This window comes from Mycobacterium sp. E796 (assembly GCF_001672815.1).
Classification (GTDB): domain Bacteria; phylum Actinomycetota; class Actinomycetes; order Mycobacteriales; family Mycobacteriaceae; genus Mycobacterium.
Genome location: NZ_LZKK01000260.1, coordinates 68,009 through 81,856 on the forward strand (window position 1 = coordinate 68,009; position 13,848 = coordinate 81,856).

At 67.8% G+C, this 13,848-nt stretch carries 16 protein-coding genes; 8 read left to right on the forward strand and 8 right to left on the reverse strand.

All coding sequences use genetic code 11. The features are described from left to right. Positions 1–21: 21 nt before the first annotated feature. The 5 genes from A5706_RS20135 to A5706_RS20145 all read left to right on the forward strand — a co-directional run bounded on the left by A5706_RS20135 (position 22) and on the right by A5706_RS20145 (position 3,315). Complete coding sequence (locus A5706_RS20135) at positions 22–432, forward strand: MmcQ/YjbR family DNA-binding protein (protein WP_068134232.1); 411 nt, start codon at positions 22–24, stop codon at positions 430–432. Between the two features lie 90 nt (positions 433–522). Beyond that, positions 523–768, forward strand: coding sequence for a hypothetical protein (locus tag A5706_RS32460; RefSeq protein WP_068179979.1), 246 nt, complete (start codon positions 523–525; stop codon positions 766–768). A 46-nt stretch (positions 769–814) separates the two neighbouring features. Beyond that, entirely contained in the window at positions 815–970 is a 156-nt protein-coding gene (locus A5706_RS33740; protein ID WP_173817459.1) for a hypothetical protein, read from the forward strand. A 148-nt stretch (positions 971–1,118) separates the two neighbouring features. Next, positions 1,119–1,823: a response regulator transcription factor gene (locus A5706_RS20140; protein ID WP_067154759.1), complete on the forward strand. Its 705-nt coding sequence runs from the start codon at positions 1,119–1,121 to the stop codon at positions 1,821–1,823. After that, complete coding sequence (locus tag A5706_RS20145) at positions 1,801–3,315, forward strand: cell wall metabolism sensor histidine kinase WalK (RefSeq protein ID WP_068134235.1); 1,515 nt, start codon at positions 1,801–1,803, stop codon at positions 3,313–3,315. The genes A5706_RS20140 and A5706_RS20145 overlap by 23 nt, the downstream gene beginning before the upstream one ends. Positions 3,316–3,480: 165 nt before the next feature. On the opposite strand, the gene A5706_RS20150 is transcribed toward A5706_RS20145, so the two are convergent. Continuing rightward, positions 3,481–3,954: a lipoprotein LpqH gene (locus tag A5706_RS20150; protein WP_068134238.1), complete on the reverse strand. Its 474-nt coding sequence runs from the start codon at positions 3,952–3,954 to the stop codon at positions 3,481–3,483. 172 nt (positions 3,955–4,126) lie between these two features. Here A5706_RS20150 and A5706_RS20155 point away from each other — a divergent pair, with 172 nt between their 5' ends. Then, positions 4,127–6,001 (forward strand): alkyl/aryl-sulfatase, encoded by a 1,875-nt coding sequence (locus A5706_RS20155; protein ID WP_068134241.1) that lies wholly within the window; start codon positions 4,127–4,129, stop codon positions 5,999–6,001. A gap of 96 nt (positions 6,002–6,097) precedes the next feature. Here A5706_RS20155 and A5706_RS20160 read toward each other — a convergent pair whose 3' ends face one another. From A5706_RS20160 to A5706_RS20185, 6 genes are all read right to left on the reverse strand, one after another. Continuing rightward, entirely contained in the window at positions 6,098–7,072 is a 975-nt protein-coding gene (locus A5706_RS20160; protein ID WP_068134243.1) for an NADPH:quinone oxidoreductase family protein, read from the reverse strand. Next, positions 7,072–7,692, reverse strand: a complete 621-nt coding sequence (locus A5706_RS20165; protein WP_068134246.1) for a TetR/AcrR family transcriptional regulator — start codon at positions 7,690–7,692, stop codon at positions 7,072–7,074. Before A5706_RS20165 ends, A5706_RS20160 begins: the two co-directional genes overlap by 1 nt. After that, positions 7,673–8,956 (reverse strand): acyl-CoA dehydrogenase family protein, encoded by a 1,284-nt coding sequence (locus A5706_RS20170; protein WP_068134249.1) that lies wholly within the window; start codon positions 8,954–8,956, stop codon positions 7,673–7,675. Before A5706_RS20170 ends, A5706_RS20165 begins: the two co-directional genes overlap by 20 nt. Positions 8,957–9,031: 75 nt before the next feature. Then, a complete protein-coding gene (locus tag A5706_RS20175; protein ID WP_068134253.1) occupies positions 9,032–9,796 on the reverse strand; it encodes an SDR family NAD(P)-dependent oxidoreductase in 765 nt (254 codons plus the stop codon). Position 9,797: 1 nt separating this feature from the next. After that, positions 9,798–10,829 (reverse strand): phosphotransferase family protein, encoded by a 1,032-nt coding sequence (locus A5706_RS20180; RefSeq protein WP_068134258.1) that lies wholly within the window; start codon positions 10,827–10,829, stop codon positions 9,798–9,800. Positions 10,830–10,896: 67 nt separating this feature from the next. Then, positions 10,897–11,568 (reverse strand): class I SAM-dependent methyltransferase, encoded by a 672-nt coding sequence (locus A5706_RS20185; RefSeq protein ID WP_068134262.1) that lies wholly within the window; start codon positions 11,566–11,568, stop codon positions 10,897–10,899. A gap of 77 nt (positions 11,569–11,645) precedes the next feature. On the opposite strand from A5706_RS20185, the gene A5706_RS20190 reads away from it, so the two are divergent. Further along, positions 11,646–12,284, forward strand: coding sequence for a histidine phosphatase family protein (locus A5706_RS20190; protein ID WP_068134265.1), 639 nt, complete (start codon positions 11,646–11,648; stop codon positions 12,282–12,284). Positions 12,285–12,382: 98 nt separating this feature from the next. Next, positions 12,383–13,429, forward strand: a complete 1,047-nt coding sequence (locus A5706_RS20195) for a phosphotransferase family protein (protein WP_068134305.1) — start codon at positions 12,383–12,385, stop codon at positions 13,427–13,429. 102 nt (positions 13,430–13,531) lie between these two features. On the opposite strand, the gene A5706_RS20200 is transcribed toward A5706_RS20195, so the two are convergent. Then, a partial coding sequence (locus A5706_RS20200; RefSeq protein ID WP_068134268.1) for a lipopolysaccharide assembly LapA domain-containing protein occupies positions 13,532–13,848 on the reverse strand: 317 nt, incomplete at its 5' end.

Here is a 13,848-nt window from a genome sequence, read left to right on the forward strand (position 1 = left end):
GACCGCGGTAATCTCGCGGTTATGGCTGAGCGGCCGGCCCGGGTCAGCGACGTGCATCGGATCGCCGCGTCGATGCCACACGTTAAGCGCTTGGAGGGCCCGAAGGGCAACCCCATCTATCAGGTCGGCGGAAAGTCGTTCGTGTTCTTCCGCACTCCACAGCCCGACGCGACGGATCCGGACACCGGTGAGCGCTACGACGACGTGATCATGCTGTGGGTGGAGTCGGAAAGCGACAAGCTCGCGCTCGTCCAGGACCCCGCGTCGCCGTTCTTCACCACAAGCCATTTCGACGGGCATCCCTCGGTGCTGGTGCGGGCCAGCCGGCTGGCCGATATCACCAGGACCGAACTCGCGGAGCTGATTCAGGACGCGTGGCTATCCCGCGCCTCCAGGCGACGCGCGGAGGCCTGGCTCGCGGAGCGTTCCTGATAACGGAAGCGTTAAGGCGTCGTCGTGGACCACGTTTAGACGCAAGTCCAACGGGTAACGCTAGGTCCACGAGATTTTTTCTCGAACACAATGGAGGTCACCATGGGTGGTCGCGGAGTGATCGGCGGGATTGTCCTGATCTGGTTACTCATCGGAGTCTTCGCGGCTTTTCAGCGCGACTACTTCAAGGGCGGCGCAACAAATTGTGTCACCGCGGGAAACATTGCGTTGACGGTTATCGCCGGTCCCCTGAATTACGCGGGCGTCAATCCCAAAGTCAAGGATTGCCATGTCCCGCAGCCCAGTTCAATGCCCAGTGGTCTAGCAGTGGTCTAGAAACGGCCACGAAACAACGTAGACCCCTCACAAAAAGGAAGTTGTCATGATCATCCTCGGCGTAGTGCTACTCATTCTCGGGTTTGTGTTTAGCCTCCCGCTGTTGTGGGAGATCGGCATCGTCGTGCTCGTTATCGGCGCGGTGCTGTGGATCATGGGCTCCGTCGGCCGGCCGGTCGCCGGCAGGCGGTATTGGTACTAGGCACCCCCGTGAAATCGGATCGCGTGACTGCCCGACAGTCACGCGATCTTTTCACAGGTGACGCAAAGGAACGCCATAGCGTTGCCTCAGCCCGGTGCGGATACTGGAACTCGTGACGCAGTCCCGGGCCTCGGTAGAGCGGGTTGTCATGTGCCGCGCGGACGGCAACCCGATCAATGTCCTCGTCGTTGACGACGAAGCGGTGCTGGCGGAAATGGTCTCCATGGCGCTGCGATACGAGGGCTGGACCATTTCCACCGCGGGCGACGGCGCATCGGCTATCGCAGCGGCCAGGGCCCAGCGTCCCGACGTAGTCGTACTCGATGTGATGCTGCCCGACATGAGCGGGCTGGACGTGCTGCACAAGCTGCGCGAGGACAATCCGCAACTGCCGGTGTTGTTGCTCACGGCCAAGGACGCCGTCGAGGACCGCATCGCGGGTCTGACCGCCGGCGGCGACGACTATGTGACCAAGCCCTTCAGCATCGAAGAGGTCGTGCTGCGGCTCCGGGCGCTGCTTCGTCGTACCGGGGTGACGACCGTGGACAGCGGGGCGCAGCTGGTGGTCGGGGACCTGGTGCTGGATGAGGACAGTCACGAGGTGACCCGCGCGGGCGAACCAATCTCGTTGACCTCCACCGAATTCGAGCTGCTGCGGTTCATGATGCGCAACTCCAAGCGGGTGCTGAGCAAGGCCCAAATCCTGGACCGGGTGTGGAGTTACGACTTCGGCGGGCGGTCGAACATCGTCGAGCTCTACATTTCCTACCTGCGCAAGAAGATCGACAACGGTCGTGAACCCATGATCCACACGCTGCGCGGCGCGGGCTATGTCCTCAAGCCGGCCCGCTAGGACGCGGCGGGTCTGGTCACTTCGGCTCCGGCTGCTGGTCGGCCAGATCGTCGTGCTCGCCGTCGTCTGCATCGGCATCACCGCGGCGACCGAACTGGCGTTGCTGCACCACCTGGTCGCGCAGCTCGACGGGCAACTCGCGGGGACCTCGTACCGCTCCGCGCTGATGTACCCCGAACCGAAACGCCCGGGCTGGCGCCACGAGTCGCACTTCTATCCCAGACCGGGTCCCGGCCCGCGGTTCCTCGATGCCCCGGGCCAGCCCGCGGGCATGGTCGCCGCGGTCATCACCGACGGCAAGATCGTCGACGCCGGATACCTGACCAGCGACGGCGCGCGGGCCGCGTTGACCCAGGCGGCGCAGACGCAACTTGAACACATCGCCGGCAGCCGCAAGCCGGTGACGCTCGAACTGGACGGACTCGGCCGGTACCGCGTCGTCGCCGCCCCGAGCCGCAGTGGCGGGGACGTGATCGTCACCGGCCTGTCGATGTCGAACATCGACGCCACCATGATCCGGATGCTGGTCATCCTCGGGATCGTCACGGTGATCGCGCTGGTTGCCGCGACCAGTGCCGGCGTCGTGATCATCCGGAGGGCGCTGGCCCCGCTGCGTCGGGTCGCGCAAACCGCGAGCGAGGTCGTCGAACTGCCGTTGGACCGCGGCGAGGTCGAGTTGCCGGTGCGGGTGGCGGAGTCCGACGCGAATCCGTCCACCGAGGTGGGCCAGCTCGGGTCGGCGCTGAACCGGATGCTCGACCACATCGCGGCGGCGCTGTCGGCCCGGCAGGCCAGCGAGACCCGGGTACGCCAGTTCGTCGCCGACGCCAGCCACGAACTGCGCACGCCGCTGGCCGCGATCCGCGGCTACACCGAGCTCACCCAGCGCATGGGTGACGACCGCGAGGCCGTCGCGCACGCGATGAGCCGGGTGGCATCCGAGACCGAGCGGATCACGCGCCTCGTCGAGGACCTGCTGTTGCTCGCCCGCCTCGACTCCGGCCGGCCGCTGGAACGCCAACCGGTGGATCTGTCGCGGCTGGCGGTCGACGCCGTCAGCGACGCGCACGTCGCCGGGCCGGATCACCAGTGGGAGCTGGACCTGCCGGAGGAGCCGGTGGTCGTCACCGGTGACGCGGCGCGGCTGCAGCAGGTGCTGACCAACCTGCTGGCCAATGCCCGGGTCCACACCGCGCCCGGCACCGTCGTGACGACCCGGTTGAGCACCGAGCCGACGCAGACCGTGCTGTCGGTCATCGACAACGGCCCCGGCATTCCGGCGGGGCTGCAGTCCGAGGTCTTCGAGCGGTTCGCCCGCGGTGATTCCTCGCGCTCGCGCAAAGGCGGCAGCACCGGGCTCGGGTTGGCGATCGTCTCCGCGGTGGTCAAGGCGCACCACGGGACGATCACGGTTGACAGCGCACCCGGTCACACCGAGTTCACGGTGCGGTTGCCACTCAACGGGTGGCAACCGCCCGCATCAATCAGCTGAGGCTGGATTGCCCGCCTCCTCAGCGGGCCATTCCGGCCCGCATCGTCACCGGGCTAGGACCGATTGCCCGCCTCCTCAGCGGCGCGTGCCGCGCCGCATCGTCACCGGGCTAGGACCGATTGCCCGCCTCCTCAGCGGGCCATTCCGGCCCGCATCGTCACCGGGCTAAGAGCAAGTCACGTCGATTTCGAACGGCTTGTTCACCGGCTGCGTCGGGTTGGCCATGTCGACCCCGGTGGCGGTGCCGGTGACCTTGTAGCTGTTGCCGTTCTTGGTCGCCGAGGCGTTGCCCTGGCCGGAACCCTGCGCGTACGCGAGGGTCACACCGTTGACATTGCCGAGCCCGACGGACTTCACCGTATTGTCACCTGCGAGCACGACGGAGATACCGGTCGCCGCACCACCGACCGCGATGGTCGTATTGCCGCCGACCGTCGTGCACACGACGGACCCGGTCACGTTCTGGTTCTTGCCATCGATGGTCACCGTCGGCGCTGCCGCGCCGCTTCCGGGGGTGGCAACCGCGACGGACGTGCCGTTCGCACTACCGCTCGTGCTCGACTTGTTGCTCGAACACCCGGAAATGCCGGCGGCCAGAATCGCCGCTCCGGCTACCGCGACAGTCAGTCCACGCTTCACCTGTTCTCCTTTGCCCGATTGTTGCGGTCCTCGGCATTGAGAACCGTCAAGGCAGTATGCAAGTTTGCCGTGCCGCAGGAAAGAGGTACGGCGAAATTGTTTCGCATCGGTTAACCCACCAGCTCTGCACACGTCCTTCCACCAAAGGACGCATTAATGGCACTGTGTTGCCGTGGATCACAAACCCCCCGCCGCCGTCATCGAGTCGGCCCATCGCGACCATGCTCTGCCATTCGACGACACGAGGGACTTCGAGAGCGCCGATCGCGGCTTCATCGCGGCCCTGTCCCCGTGCGTCATCACAGCGGCCGACGGGCGCGTGGTTTGGGACAACGACGCTTACTCCTTCCTCACCGGTGACGCGCCGACGTCCGTGCATCCGAGCCTTTGGCGCCAATCGACGTTGGCCGCCAAGCAGGGGCTGTACGAGGTGGTCCCGGGCATCTACCAGGTCCGCGGCCTTGACATCTCGAACGTCACCTTCGTCGAGGGCGACACCGGCGTCATCGTCATCGACCCGCTGATATCCACCGAGGTCGCGGCGGCGGCGCTAAACCTGTATCGCACCCACCGCGGCGGAGACCGTCCCGTCGTCGCGGTGATCTACACCCACAGCCACGTCGATCACTTCGGCGGCGTTCTCGGCGTCACCACGCAGGCCGACGTGGACAGCGGCGCGGTGGCGGTGCTGGCCCCGGAGGGCTTCACCGCGCACGCTGTCCAGGAGAACGTCTATGCCGGCCCGGCGATGACGCGGCGCGCGACCTACATGTACGGCTCCATGCTGGCGCGCGGACCGCAGGCCCACGTCGGTTGCGGCCTGGGTCAGGCCGCGTCCACCGGCGAGATCGGCATCATCGTCCCTACCGTCGACATCCGGGAGACCGGCGAGAAGCACACCATCGACGGTGTGGAGATCGAGTTCCAGATGGCGCCCGGCACCGAGGCGCCGGCCGAAATGCACTTCTACTTCCCGCGGTTCCGCGCGCTGTGCATGGCCGAGAACGCCACCCACAACCTGCACAACCTGCTGACCCTGCGCGGCGCGCTGGTGCGCGACCCGCACGCCTGGTCGGGCTACCTGACCGAGGCCATCGACGCGTTCGCCGATCGCGCCGACGTGGTGTTCGCCTCCCACCACTGGCCCACCTGGGGCCGGGCGGACATCGTCGAATTCCTTTCGCTGCAACGCGATCTGTACGCCTACCTGCACGACCAGACGCTGCGCCTGCTCAACCAGGGGCACACCGGCGCCGAGATCGCCGAGGCGTTTCAAATGCCGCCCGCGCTGGAGCGCGCATGGCACACCCACGGGTACTACGGCTCGGTCAGCCACAACGTCAAGGCGGTCTACCAGCGCTACATGGGTTGGTTCGACGGCAACCCGGCGCGGCTGTGGCCCCATCCGCCGGAGGCGATCTCCCCTCGCTACGTCGACGCGATGGGCGGCATCGACCGGGTCGTCGAGCTCGCCCAGGCGGCGTTCGATGTCGGTGACTTCCGTTGGGCGGCAACGCTGCTCGATCATGCCGTCTTCACCGACAGCGGGCACGCGGCCGCCCGCTCGCTGTACTCCGATGTGTTGGAACAGCTGGCCTACGGTGCCGAGAACGCCACGTGGCGCAACTTCTTCCTGAGTGGGGCCGTCGAACTGCGCGAGGGCAACTTCGGCACCGCGGCCCAAGTCGCTTCTCCCACAATGCTTTCTCAGCTGACACCCGAGCAGATCTTCGACAGCCTCGCCATCCGGGTCAACGGACCGCGCAGCTGGGACCTTGACATCGCCGTCGACATCGCGTTCGCCGACGCGGCCGCCAACTACCGGCTCAGCCTGCGCAACGGGGTGCTCGTGCACCGCCGAGTGGCGCCCGACCCGGCGACGGCGACGGTTACGGTGAACGCCGACAGCAAGTTTCGCCTGCTGGCGGCGGCGATGGGCGACTTCGCCTCGCCCGGTCTGGACGTTTCTGGTGACCAGTCGGCGCTGCAGGCCTTCCTCGGCGCGCTCGACGAGCCCGACCCGGCTTTCAACATCGTCACGCCGTAATCGATACCGCGAGCAGTCCCCCGCAAGCGGGAGGTGCCCCCAGCAAAAGCCCCTCAAATGGCGCTGAATTGGGTGCTTTTGCGTCTGCTCGCGCTACTAAGGTGCCACGTCGATGACCACCTTGCCGAGCACCTTTCGCTCGGCAACATGTCGCAGCGCGGCCGGGGCCTCGGAAAGTGGGAAGCGGGCGCCGATGTAGGGCCGGATCGTGCCGGCGGCGAACATCTGCTCCAGCTCGCGCATGTCGCGCGCGGCGTCGTCGGGCCGGTCGCCCATGAAAGTGCGGATCTCCATGCCGCGGATCGTGATTCCCTTGAGCAGGACCAGGTTCAGCGGGATGGACGGGATGGTGCCCGACGCGTAGCCGAGGGTGATGAAGCTGCCGCCGCGGGCCAGGCCGCGCAGCGCGGGCTCCGAGTACGGACCGCCGACGGGGTCCAGGACCACCCGGGCGGAGTCGCCTGTGAGCTCGCGGATGCGCGTTTTGAGGTCCTCGTGGTCGTAGTCGACGGTGGCCTCGGCGCCGCGCCGCCGGCACAGCTCGAGTTTTTCGGGACTCGAGGCGGCGGCCAGCACGCGGGCGCCCATCGCGACCGCCAGGTCGACGGCCGCCAGCCCCACACCACCGGCGGCGCCCAGCACCACCACCCAATCACCCTGTGCTACTTCGGCAATCGACCGCAGCGCGTGATAAGCGGTGCGATAGGTGACACCGAACGCCGCGGCCGCCGCGAAGTCGGCGCCGTCGGGTATGAGCGCGGCCGCTCTCGAATCGAGCAGCGCCCGCTCGGCGAACGCGCCGGTCGGGGTGGTCGCGGAGACCCGCTGCCCCAAGCGAAACGGGCTGCCCTCGCCGACCGCCACCACCTCACCGGCCAGCTCACTGCCCGGGACGAACGGAACCGGAATCTTCACCTGATACTTGCCCGCGATCAACAGCACGTCGGGGAAGTTGACCGCCGCGGCGTGCACCCGAACCACCAGCTGGCCGGGTCCGGGGACCGGATCGGGGAGGTCGTCGAAGACCAGGTCCTCCGGTGTGCCATACGACCGGCAGACGACGGCGCGCATTACCCGATCCCCAGGCCGCGCAGGCAGAAGCCCACCAGGTGTGCGATGTCGTCGGGCTGGGGGCGGTCGCCGGATCCCACGTATCGACGCATGGTCGCGGCGGTGCAGGAGAACACCGCCTCGACGTCGCGGTCGACGTCGGTGCTGCCCAGCGTCTCGATGGGCTCGATGAGAAGATCCCGTAGCGGCCGCAGCATTTCCGTGTCGGCCACTCGCCAATTGGGCGCCGACATCTGCCCGGCCGCCGCGCGGCTCATGCTGATCAGGTGCGGGTCGGCCACCTGGGCCAGCGTGCCCTCGATCCAGCGCGCAACCTGGTCTTCCGGCATGGATTCCTTGGCCATCTGGTGCTGCAGGTAGGACTCGACGATGGCCACGCCGCGTTCCATGACCGCCAGGATGAGCTCGTCCTTGCCGGCGAAATACCGGTAGAACGCCTTGTTCGACGAGCCGGCCTCGGCGACGATGTCGCTTACCCGTGGCTCTTCGGGCGCGACGCGTTCCATCACCCGCACCGCCGCGGCCAGGATCCGCTCGACCTCCTCGGTCGCCTCACGCTGGCGGTCGTCCAGGGCGCGCTCGACCGCCGCGGTGACCCTGCTACTGGCCAACGAGCTCACCGTATTTGGCGCGCGCGGCCTCGAGTCGTACGTCCAGCATCTCGCTCGGCCAGTCGCCCTCTTCGGCGTCGTAGCCCTTGAGCAGCATCCGCGCCAGGTTGACCTTGTGCGCCTCGGTCGGACCGTCGGCCAGGCCGAGCGCGATGCCGCCGAGCAGCACGTTGACCAGTGGCAGCTGGTCGGTGAGCCCGAGGGCACCATGGACCTGAATCGCCCGCAGCGCAATCGATTTCAACACCTGCGACGCCAGGATCTTGCAGGCGGCGATCTCGGCGCGGGCGGCGCGCTCGTCGCCGTTGTCGATCAGCCAGGCAGCGTGCAGCACGGTCAGCCGGAACGGGATCAGCTCCGTGTATGAGTCGGCGACGAACTCCTGCACCAACTGCTTGTCGGCCAGCGAGCTGCCCTGGGTGAAGCGGCTTTTCGCGCGCCGCGACATCATCTCGACGGCTCGCTGCGCCATCCCGATCGAGCGCATCGCGTGGTGCAGCCGGCCGCCGGCCAGGCGGGTCTGCAGGATCAGGAAGCCCTGACCGGGTTCGCCGAGCAGCGCCTCCGAAGGCACCCGCACCCCGTCGTAGTGGACCAGGGAATGCCCCGGCTCGTGGGGATCGGCGCCGACGAGGTGGTGGGTGGCCTCCACGTTCAGGCCGGGGGTGCCGGCCGGGATGAGGAACGTTGAGGCGCCCTGGTGGACGGGCACGTCGGGGTCCGTGATCGCCACGACGATGAAGAACGACGCGACGGACGCGTTGGAGGAGAAGTACTTTCGCCCGGTGATGATCCAGTCGTCCCCGTCGCGGACCGCCCGGGTGGTGAAGACGCGCGGGTCCGCGCCGCCCTGCGGTTCGGTCATCGAGAAGCAGGAAAAGATCTCCCCGGACAGCAGCCCGGACAGATAGCGGTCCTTCTGGTCCTGGGTTCCGAAGCGGGCGATGATCTCCGCGTTGCCGGTGTCGGGCGCCTGGGTTCCGAACACGATCGGCGCCCACGGGCTGCGCCCGAGGATCTCGTTGATCAGCGTCAGCTTGACCGCGCCGAACCCCTGCCCGCCGAGCTCCGGCCCCAAATGCGGCGCCCACAGGCCGTTGTCGCGGACCTGCTGCTTGAGCGGATCGACGATCCGGCGCCGCTCGTCGTTGAGCGGCAGGAACTCACAGCCTCCGAATAGCACCTCGAGGGGCTCAACCTCCTCGCGCACGAACTCGCGGATCCAGGTCAGCTTCTTTTCGAACTCCGGTTCGGTGGAGAAGTCCCAGGACATTCGAATGCTCCTATTCGTTCATTTGGTGGCGACCCGCGGCGCCCGGCTGCGCCGCGCTTGCGATCGCCACGTCTGCTACGGAATTCCGCCGTCGGCGCGCAGGATCGAGCCGGTGGTGAAACTGGAGGCGTCGGACGCCAGAAACAGTGCGGCGCCGACGATTTCGCGAGGGTCGCCGGCGCGCTGCAACGCCAGGTGCCCGAACGGCTTGCCTTTGGCCCTCTCGAGGTTCCAGGCCTTGCTGACGTCGGTCAGGAACGGCCCGGCCATCAGCGTGTTGACCCGGACATCCGGTCCGAACGCCTTTGCCAGCGCCTCGGTCATGGCATTCAGGCCCGCCTTGGCCGAGGCGTACGGGACGATGTCGGGGGCCGGCCGCAGCGAACCGGCCGTGCTCACGTTGATGATCGATCCGCGCCCGGCCGCGACCATCCGCTCGCCCACCAACGCCGATAACCGGAAGGGCCCCTTGAGGTTCAGGTTGAGCACCGCGTCGAAGAGCTTCTCGGTGACGTCGGTCAGCTTGTCGTACAAGGGCGACATGCCCGCGTTGTTGATCAACGTGTCGACCCTGCCGAACCGTTCGTAAGTGGCCTCGACCAGGCCGTCGAGTTGGTCCCACCGCCCGACGTGTACCTGGTAGGGCATCGCGGAGCGGCCGGTCTCGGCCTCGATCTCCTTGGCCGTCGACACGCAGTTGTCCATGTTGCGGCTGGCGATCACCACGTCGGCGCCGCAGTGGGCGACGGCGAACGCCATCTCGCGTCCCAGCCCGCGGCTGCCGCCGGTGATCAGCACCACCCGGTCGGTGAGGTCGAAAAGCTGCTCCGCATAGCCCATTTCAGCGCGCCCCGGCCAGCTCGGCCGCGGTGGCGATGAGCCGCGGGATCATCGCCCCGAAGGTGTCCTGGATGTTCGGGTCGACCTTTCCGGTCTTGACCCCCGCCGCATAGGTCTTCTCCAGCACGATGCCGAGCTTCCAGTTGGCCAGCACCAGGTAATAGTCGATGTTCTCGGTGGACAGCCCGCTGATCTTCTCGTAGTGCTCGAGCAATTCGCTGCGCGTCGGCATGCCGCGCATGTCCAGATAGAACCCGTCGGTGCTGGGCTCTTCGCCGTCGTAGCCCAGCAGCGCCCAGGCGAGATCGAGCAGCGGGTCACCGACCGTCGTCATCTCCCAGTCCACGATCGCGGCCAACCGCGCGGGCGCGCCGTGCGCGAACATCACGTTGGCGAACTGGTAGTCGCCGTGCATGATGCCGGGCTTGTAGTGGTCGGGCCGGTGGTTGCGCAACCAGTCGGCGGCCTCGTGCAGCCCGGGCAGCTCGCGCACCTTGTAGGCGTCGAGGAACGTCAGCCAGCGATCGACCTGTCGTTCGTGGAAGCCGTCCGGGCGCCCGAAGCCCTCGAGGCCTTGCTCGCGCCAATCCACCCGGCCGAGCTTGGCGGCGCCCTCGACAAGTTGGAACGCCAGCCCGCGCCGGGCCTCCAGGTCGGTGTCGAACGGCGCCTGCCACCCGCCGTCCATCGGGCTCCACCCGTCGATCGCCTGCATCACGTAGAACGGCATGCCCAGCACGGTGCCGGTGTCGTCGGCGGCGATCAGCGCCGCGTGTGGCACGTCGGTGCCCGACAGCGCGCGGACCAGCCGGATCTCGCGGAGCAGTCCGTCGATGCGGGCCGCGTCGGCGCGCGCGCCCGGCATCCGCAGCACCATGCGTTCGCCGCCGCGTTCGATCAGGTACAGGGTGTTCTGGGAACCGCCCTTGAGCTGGTTCAGCACCGGTTGCTCTCCGGCGCCGGGTGCGCCGCTCGCATCGAGCCAACGGGCAAGGACGCCCGGGTCCAGTTGGGTTTCGCTGACACTCGCCATAGGCTGCACACCCCGCTCTCCGTGCGGAGAATGCTATTCTCCGCACGGTGCGCAAAGCCCTCGACCGTTATCCGGGCTTGTGCGCGCTCAGCAGGAAGCCGGGCGCGATGAAGTGGCCGTCGTCGTCGAATCCGACGTCCGGCAACGGATCAACGGAAATCGCGAGCGCGCCGGCGTTGCCGTAGAGCCTGGCGGGGCGGAGGTCGTCGACTTGCCAGAGCTTTGCGACGGCGTCGTGCAGCTCGATCTCGGTGAAGCCGCGTGGGCCGGGCCGGTCGGCGCTCTGAGGGCCCAGGGCCCCCGCGGCGAACGCCAGGATGTACAGCGCCGCCCCCGGCGCGGCGGCCCGGAAGATCGACTGCAGGTAGTCCTGGCGGCTCTCGGGCGGCAGCGCGTGGAACAGTCCGCTGTCGAGGATGGTGGAGAAGCGACCGTCGTAGCCCCGGAACTTGGTGACGTCGGCCTGCGCGAAAGTCGCTGTCGCCAGGCCTCGTTCGGCGGCCGCGGCGGCTGCCGCCTCGACCGCAGCCGCACTGGCGTCCAGGCCGACGACCGTGTACCCGCGCGCGGCGAGGGCGAGCGACAGGGCGGCGTGGCCGCAGCCGGAGTCCAGGACATCGCTGCGGATCTTGCCCTCGTCGATCAGCGCCGCCAGCTCGGGTTGCGGCCGGCCGATACTCCACGGCGGCGGTGTTTCCTGCCGGTAGGCGGCGTCCCAATCCATCTGCGGCTGGGTCATCTCTCCTCCTCGGGATCGGTGTCGCGGGGCGCGATGAGAAACTGGGCGCTGCCCACCATCCGACGACGGGAACAAACATGCAAGTGCTCTTGGTCCGGCATGCGCTACCGCTGCGCAGCGAACACGGTGAGGGTTCCGACCCGGACCTGTCGGAGCAGGGGTGGGCGCAGGTCGATCGCCTGCCCGACGCGCTCGCCCGGTTTCCCATCGCGCGGGTGGTGAGCAGCCCGCAGCGGCGCGCCATTCAGACCGCCGAACCCGTCGCGGCCGCGCGCCGGCTCCGAGTCGAAATCGACGACCGATTCGCCGAATACGACCGCGACCTTCCCGTCTACATCCCGGTCGAGCAGATCAAAGCCGAACGACCGGAGGAATGGGCCCGCCTGGCCGAGGGGCATCTGCCCAGCGCGGTGGACGAGGACGCGTTTCGTGCGCGCGTCCGCGCGGGGGTCGACGACCTCGTCGCCGCCGCCGAACCCGAGGACACCGTCGCGGTGTTCAGCCATGGCGGAGTGATCAACGTGCTGCTGCACGAAATCCTGGGCACGACGCGGCTGTTGTCCTTCCCCGTCGACTACGCGTCGGTGACCCGGCTGCTGTTCTCGCGGACGGGTCAGGCGACGGTGGCGGGGGTCAACACCGTCGAGCATGTGTGGGATCTGTTGCCGCGAAACCAGCGGCTGCCCGGCGACGATGCAGGCCGTGGAACGGCCTGAGGTGGGGGAACCCCCAGCCGCGTAGCGGCGAAGGGGGAGAGTCGGGCAAATCGGTGGTGGTGAAGTTGACCGACATCAGCGGTGGTAAACAAGTTCGAGTGACTTCAGTTGACCGACTCGACGGGCTCGACCTGGACTCGCTGGACCGGTACCTGCGTTCGCTCGGGATAGGCCGCGACGGCGAACTTCGGGCCGAGTTCATCTCCGGTGGCCGCTCGAATCTGACGTTCCGGGTGTACGACGACGCGACCAGCTGGCTGGTTCGCCGCCCGCCGCTGCACGGGCTAACGCCGTCGGCCCACGACATGGCCCGCGAATTCAAGGTCGTCGCCGCGCTGCAGGACACGCCGGTTCCGGTGGCCCGCGCGATCGCGCTGTGTGAGGACGACTCGGTGCTGGGCGCTCCATTTCAGATCGTCGAATTCGTTGCCGGGCAGGTGGTGCGCCGGCGCGCGCAGCTCGAAGCGTTCAGTCACACCGTCATCGACGCCTGCGTCGACTCGTTGATCCGGGTCCTCGTCGATCTGCACAGCGTCGACCCGAACGCCGTGGGACTGGCCGACTTTGGCAAGCCCAGCGGTTACCTCGAGCGTCAGGTGCGACGCTGGGGTTCGCAATGGGAGCTGGTGCGGCTGCCCGACGACCACCGCGACGCCGACGTCGAACGGCTGCATTCCGGCCTGCGCCAATCCATTCCGCAGCAGAGCCGGACCTCGATCGTGCACGGCGACTACCGGATCGACAACACCATCCTGGACTCCGACGACCCGACGAAGGTGCGCGCGGTGGTGGACTGGGAGCTCTCGACGCTGGGCGACCCGCTGTCCGACGCCGCCCTGATGTGCGTCTACCGCGATCCGGCGCTGGACCTGATCGTCAACGCGCAGGCGGCCTGGACCTCGCCGCTGTTGCCTACAGCCGACGAGCTGGCCGACCGCTACTCGCTGGTGGCCGGGTTGCCGTTGGCGCATTGGGAGTTCTACATGGCGCTGGCTTACTTCAAGCTCGCCATCATCGCCGCCGGCATCGACTTCCGCCGACGCATGTCGGACCTGGCCAGCGGAAAAGAATCCGAGCACACGCCCGAGGTGGTCGCGCCGCTGATCTCCCGCGGGCTGGCGGAGCTGGCCAAGCTGCCCGGCTGAGTGTGCGCTGACGGTTTTCGGTGTGTGTCCAGGGCGGGATTTCGGCGATTTTTCCGCCGTCGGCTCACACGGAACGCCCTCGATTCACACCGAAAGCCGGCGCTAGAAGTTCTGAGCGGCCGCGTGGTGTTTCTTGGCCACGCGGCGCAGCTGGAGAATCCGCGCGGTGCCGACGGCCACGGTGATCAGGCCGCCCACCACGGCGCCCAGCAAAAAGGCGACGCCCAGCGGCAGGCTCCAATGCCAAGTCAAGAACGTAAACCGCGCCGAATCCGTGTTCTGGGCTATGAAGATCAACAGCAGGATCAGGATCAGGAAGCCGACGATCAGGAATGACCATAAAGCGCCGGCGCGGGTAAACCCGACGGCCGGTTCCTTCGGCGTCGCGCCGACGTGCGGCTCCGGCGGCGGCGGGGTCC

What these genes read in the sequence shown, in the direction of transcription:
- A5706_RS20140 (WP_067154759.1), top strand. Translation starts at nt 1,119, where the DNA reads ATGTGCCGCGCGGACGGCAACCCGATCAATGTCCTCGTCGTTGACGAC.
- A5706_RS32460 (WP_068179979.1), top strand. Translation starts at nt 523, where the DNA reads ATGGAGGTCACCATGGGTGGTCGCGGAGTGATCGGCGGGATTGTCCTG.
- A5706_RS20180 (WP_068134258.1), bottom strand. Translation starts at nt 10,829, where the DNA reads ATGGCGAGTGTCAGCGAAACCCAACTGGACCCGGGCGTCCTTGCCCGT.
- A5706_RS20175 (WP_068134253.1), bottom strand. Translation starts at nt 9,796, where the DNA reads ATGGGCTATGCGGAGCAGCTTTTCGACCTCACCGACCGGGTGGTGCTG.
- A5706_RS20170 (WP_068134249.1), bottom strand. Translation starts at nt 8,956, where the DNA reads ATGTCCTGGGACTTCTCCACCGAACCGGAGTTCGAAAAGAAGCTGACC.
- A5706_RS20135 (WP_068134232.1), top strand. Translation starts at nt 22, where the DNA reads ATGGCTGAGCGGCCGGCCCGGGTCAGCGACGTGCATCGGATCGCCGCG.
- A5706_RS20160 (WP_068134243.1), bottom strand. Translation starts at nt 7,072, where the DNA reads ATGCGCGCCGTCGTCTGCCGGTCGTATGGCACACCGGAGGACCTGGTC.
- A5706_RS33740 (WP_173817459.1), top strand. Translation starts at nt 815, where the DNA reads ATGATCATCCTCGGCGTAGTGCTACTCATTCTCGGGTTTGTGTTTAGC.
- A5706_RS20185 (WP_068134262.1), bottom strand. Translation starts at nt 11,568, where the DNA reads ATGACCCAGCCGCAGATGGATTGGGACGCCGCCTACCGGCAGGAAACA.
- A5706_RS20190 (WP_068134265.1), top strand. Translation starts at nt 11,646, where the DNA reads ATGCAAGTGCTCTTGGTCCGGCATGCGCTACCGCTGCGCAGCGAACAC.
- A5706_RS20145 (WP_068134235.1), top strand. Translation starts at nt 1,801, where the DNA reads ATGTCCTCAAGCCGGCCCGCTAGGACGCGGCGGGTCTGGTCACTTCGG.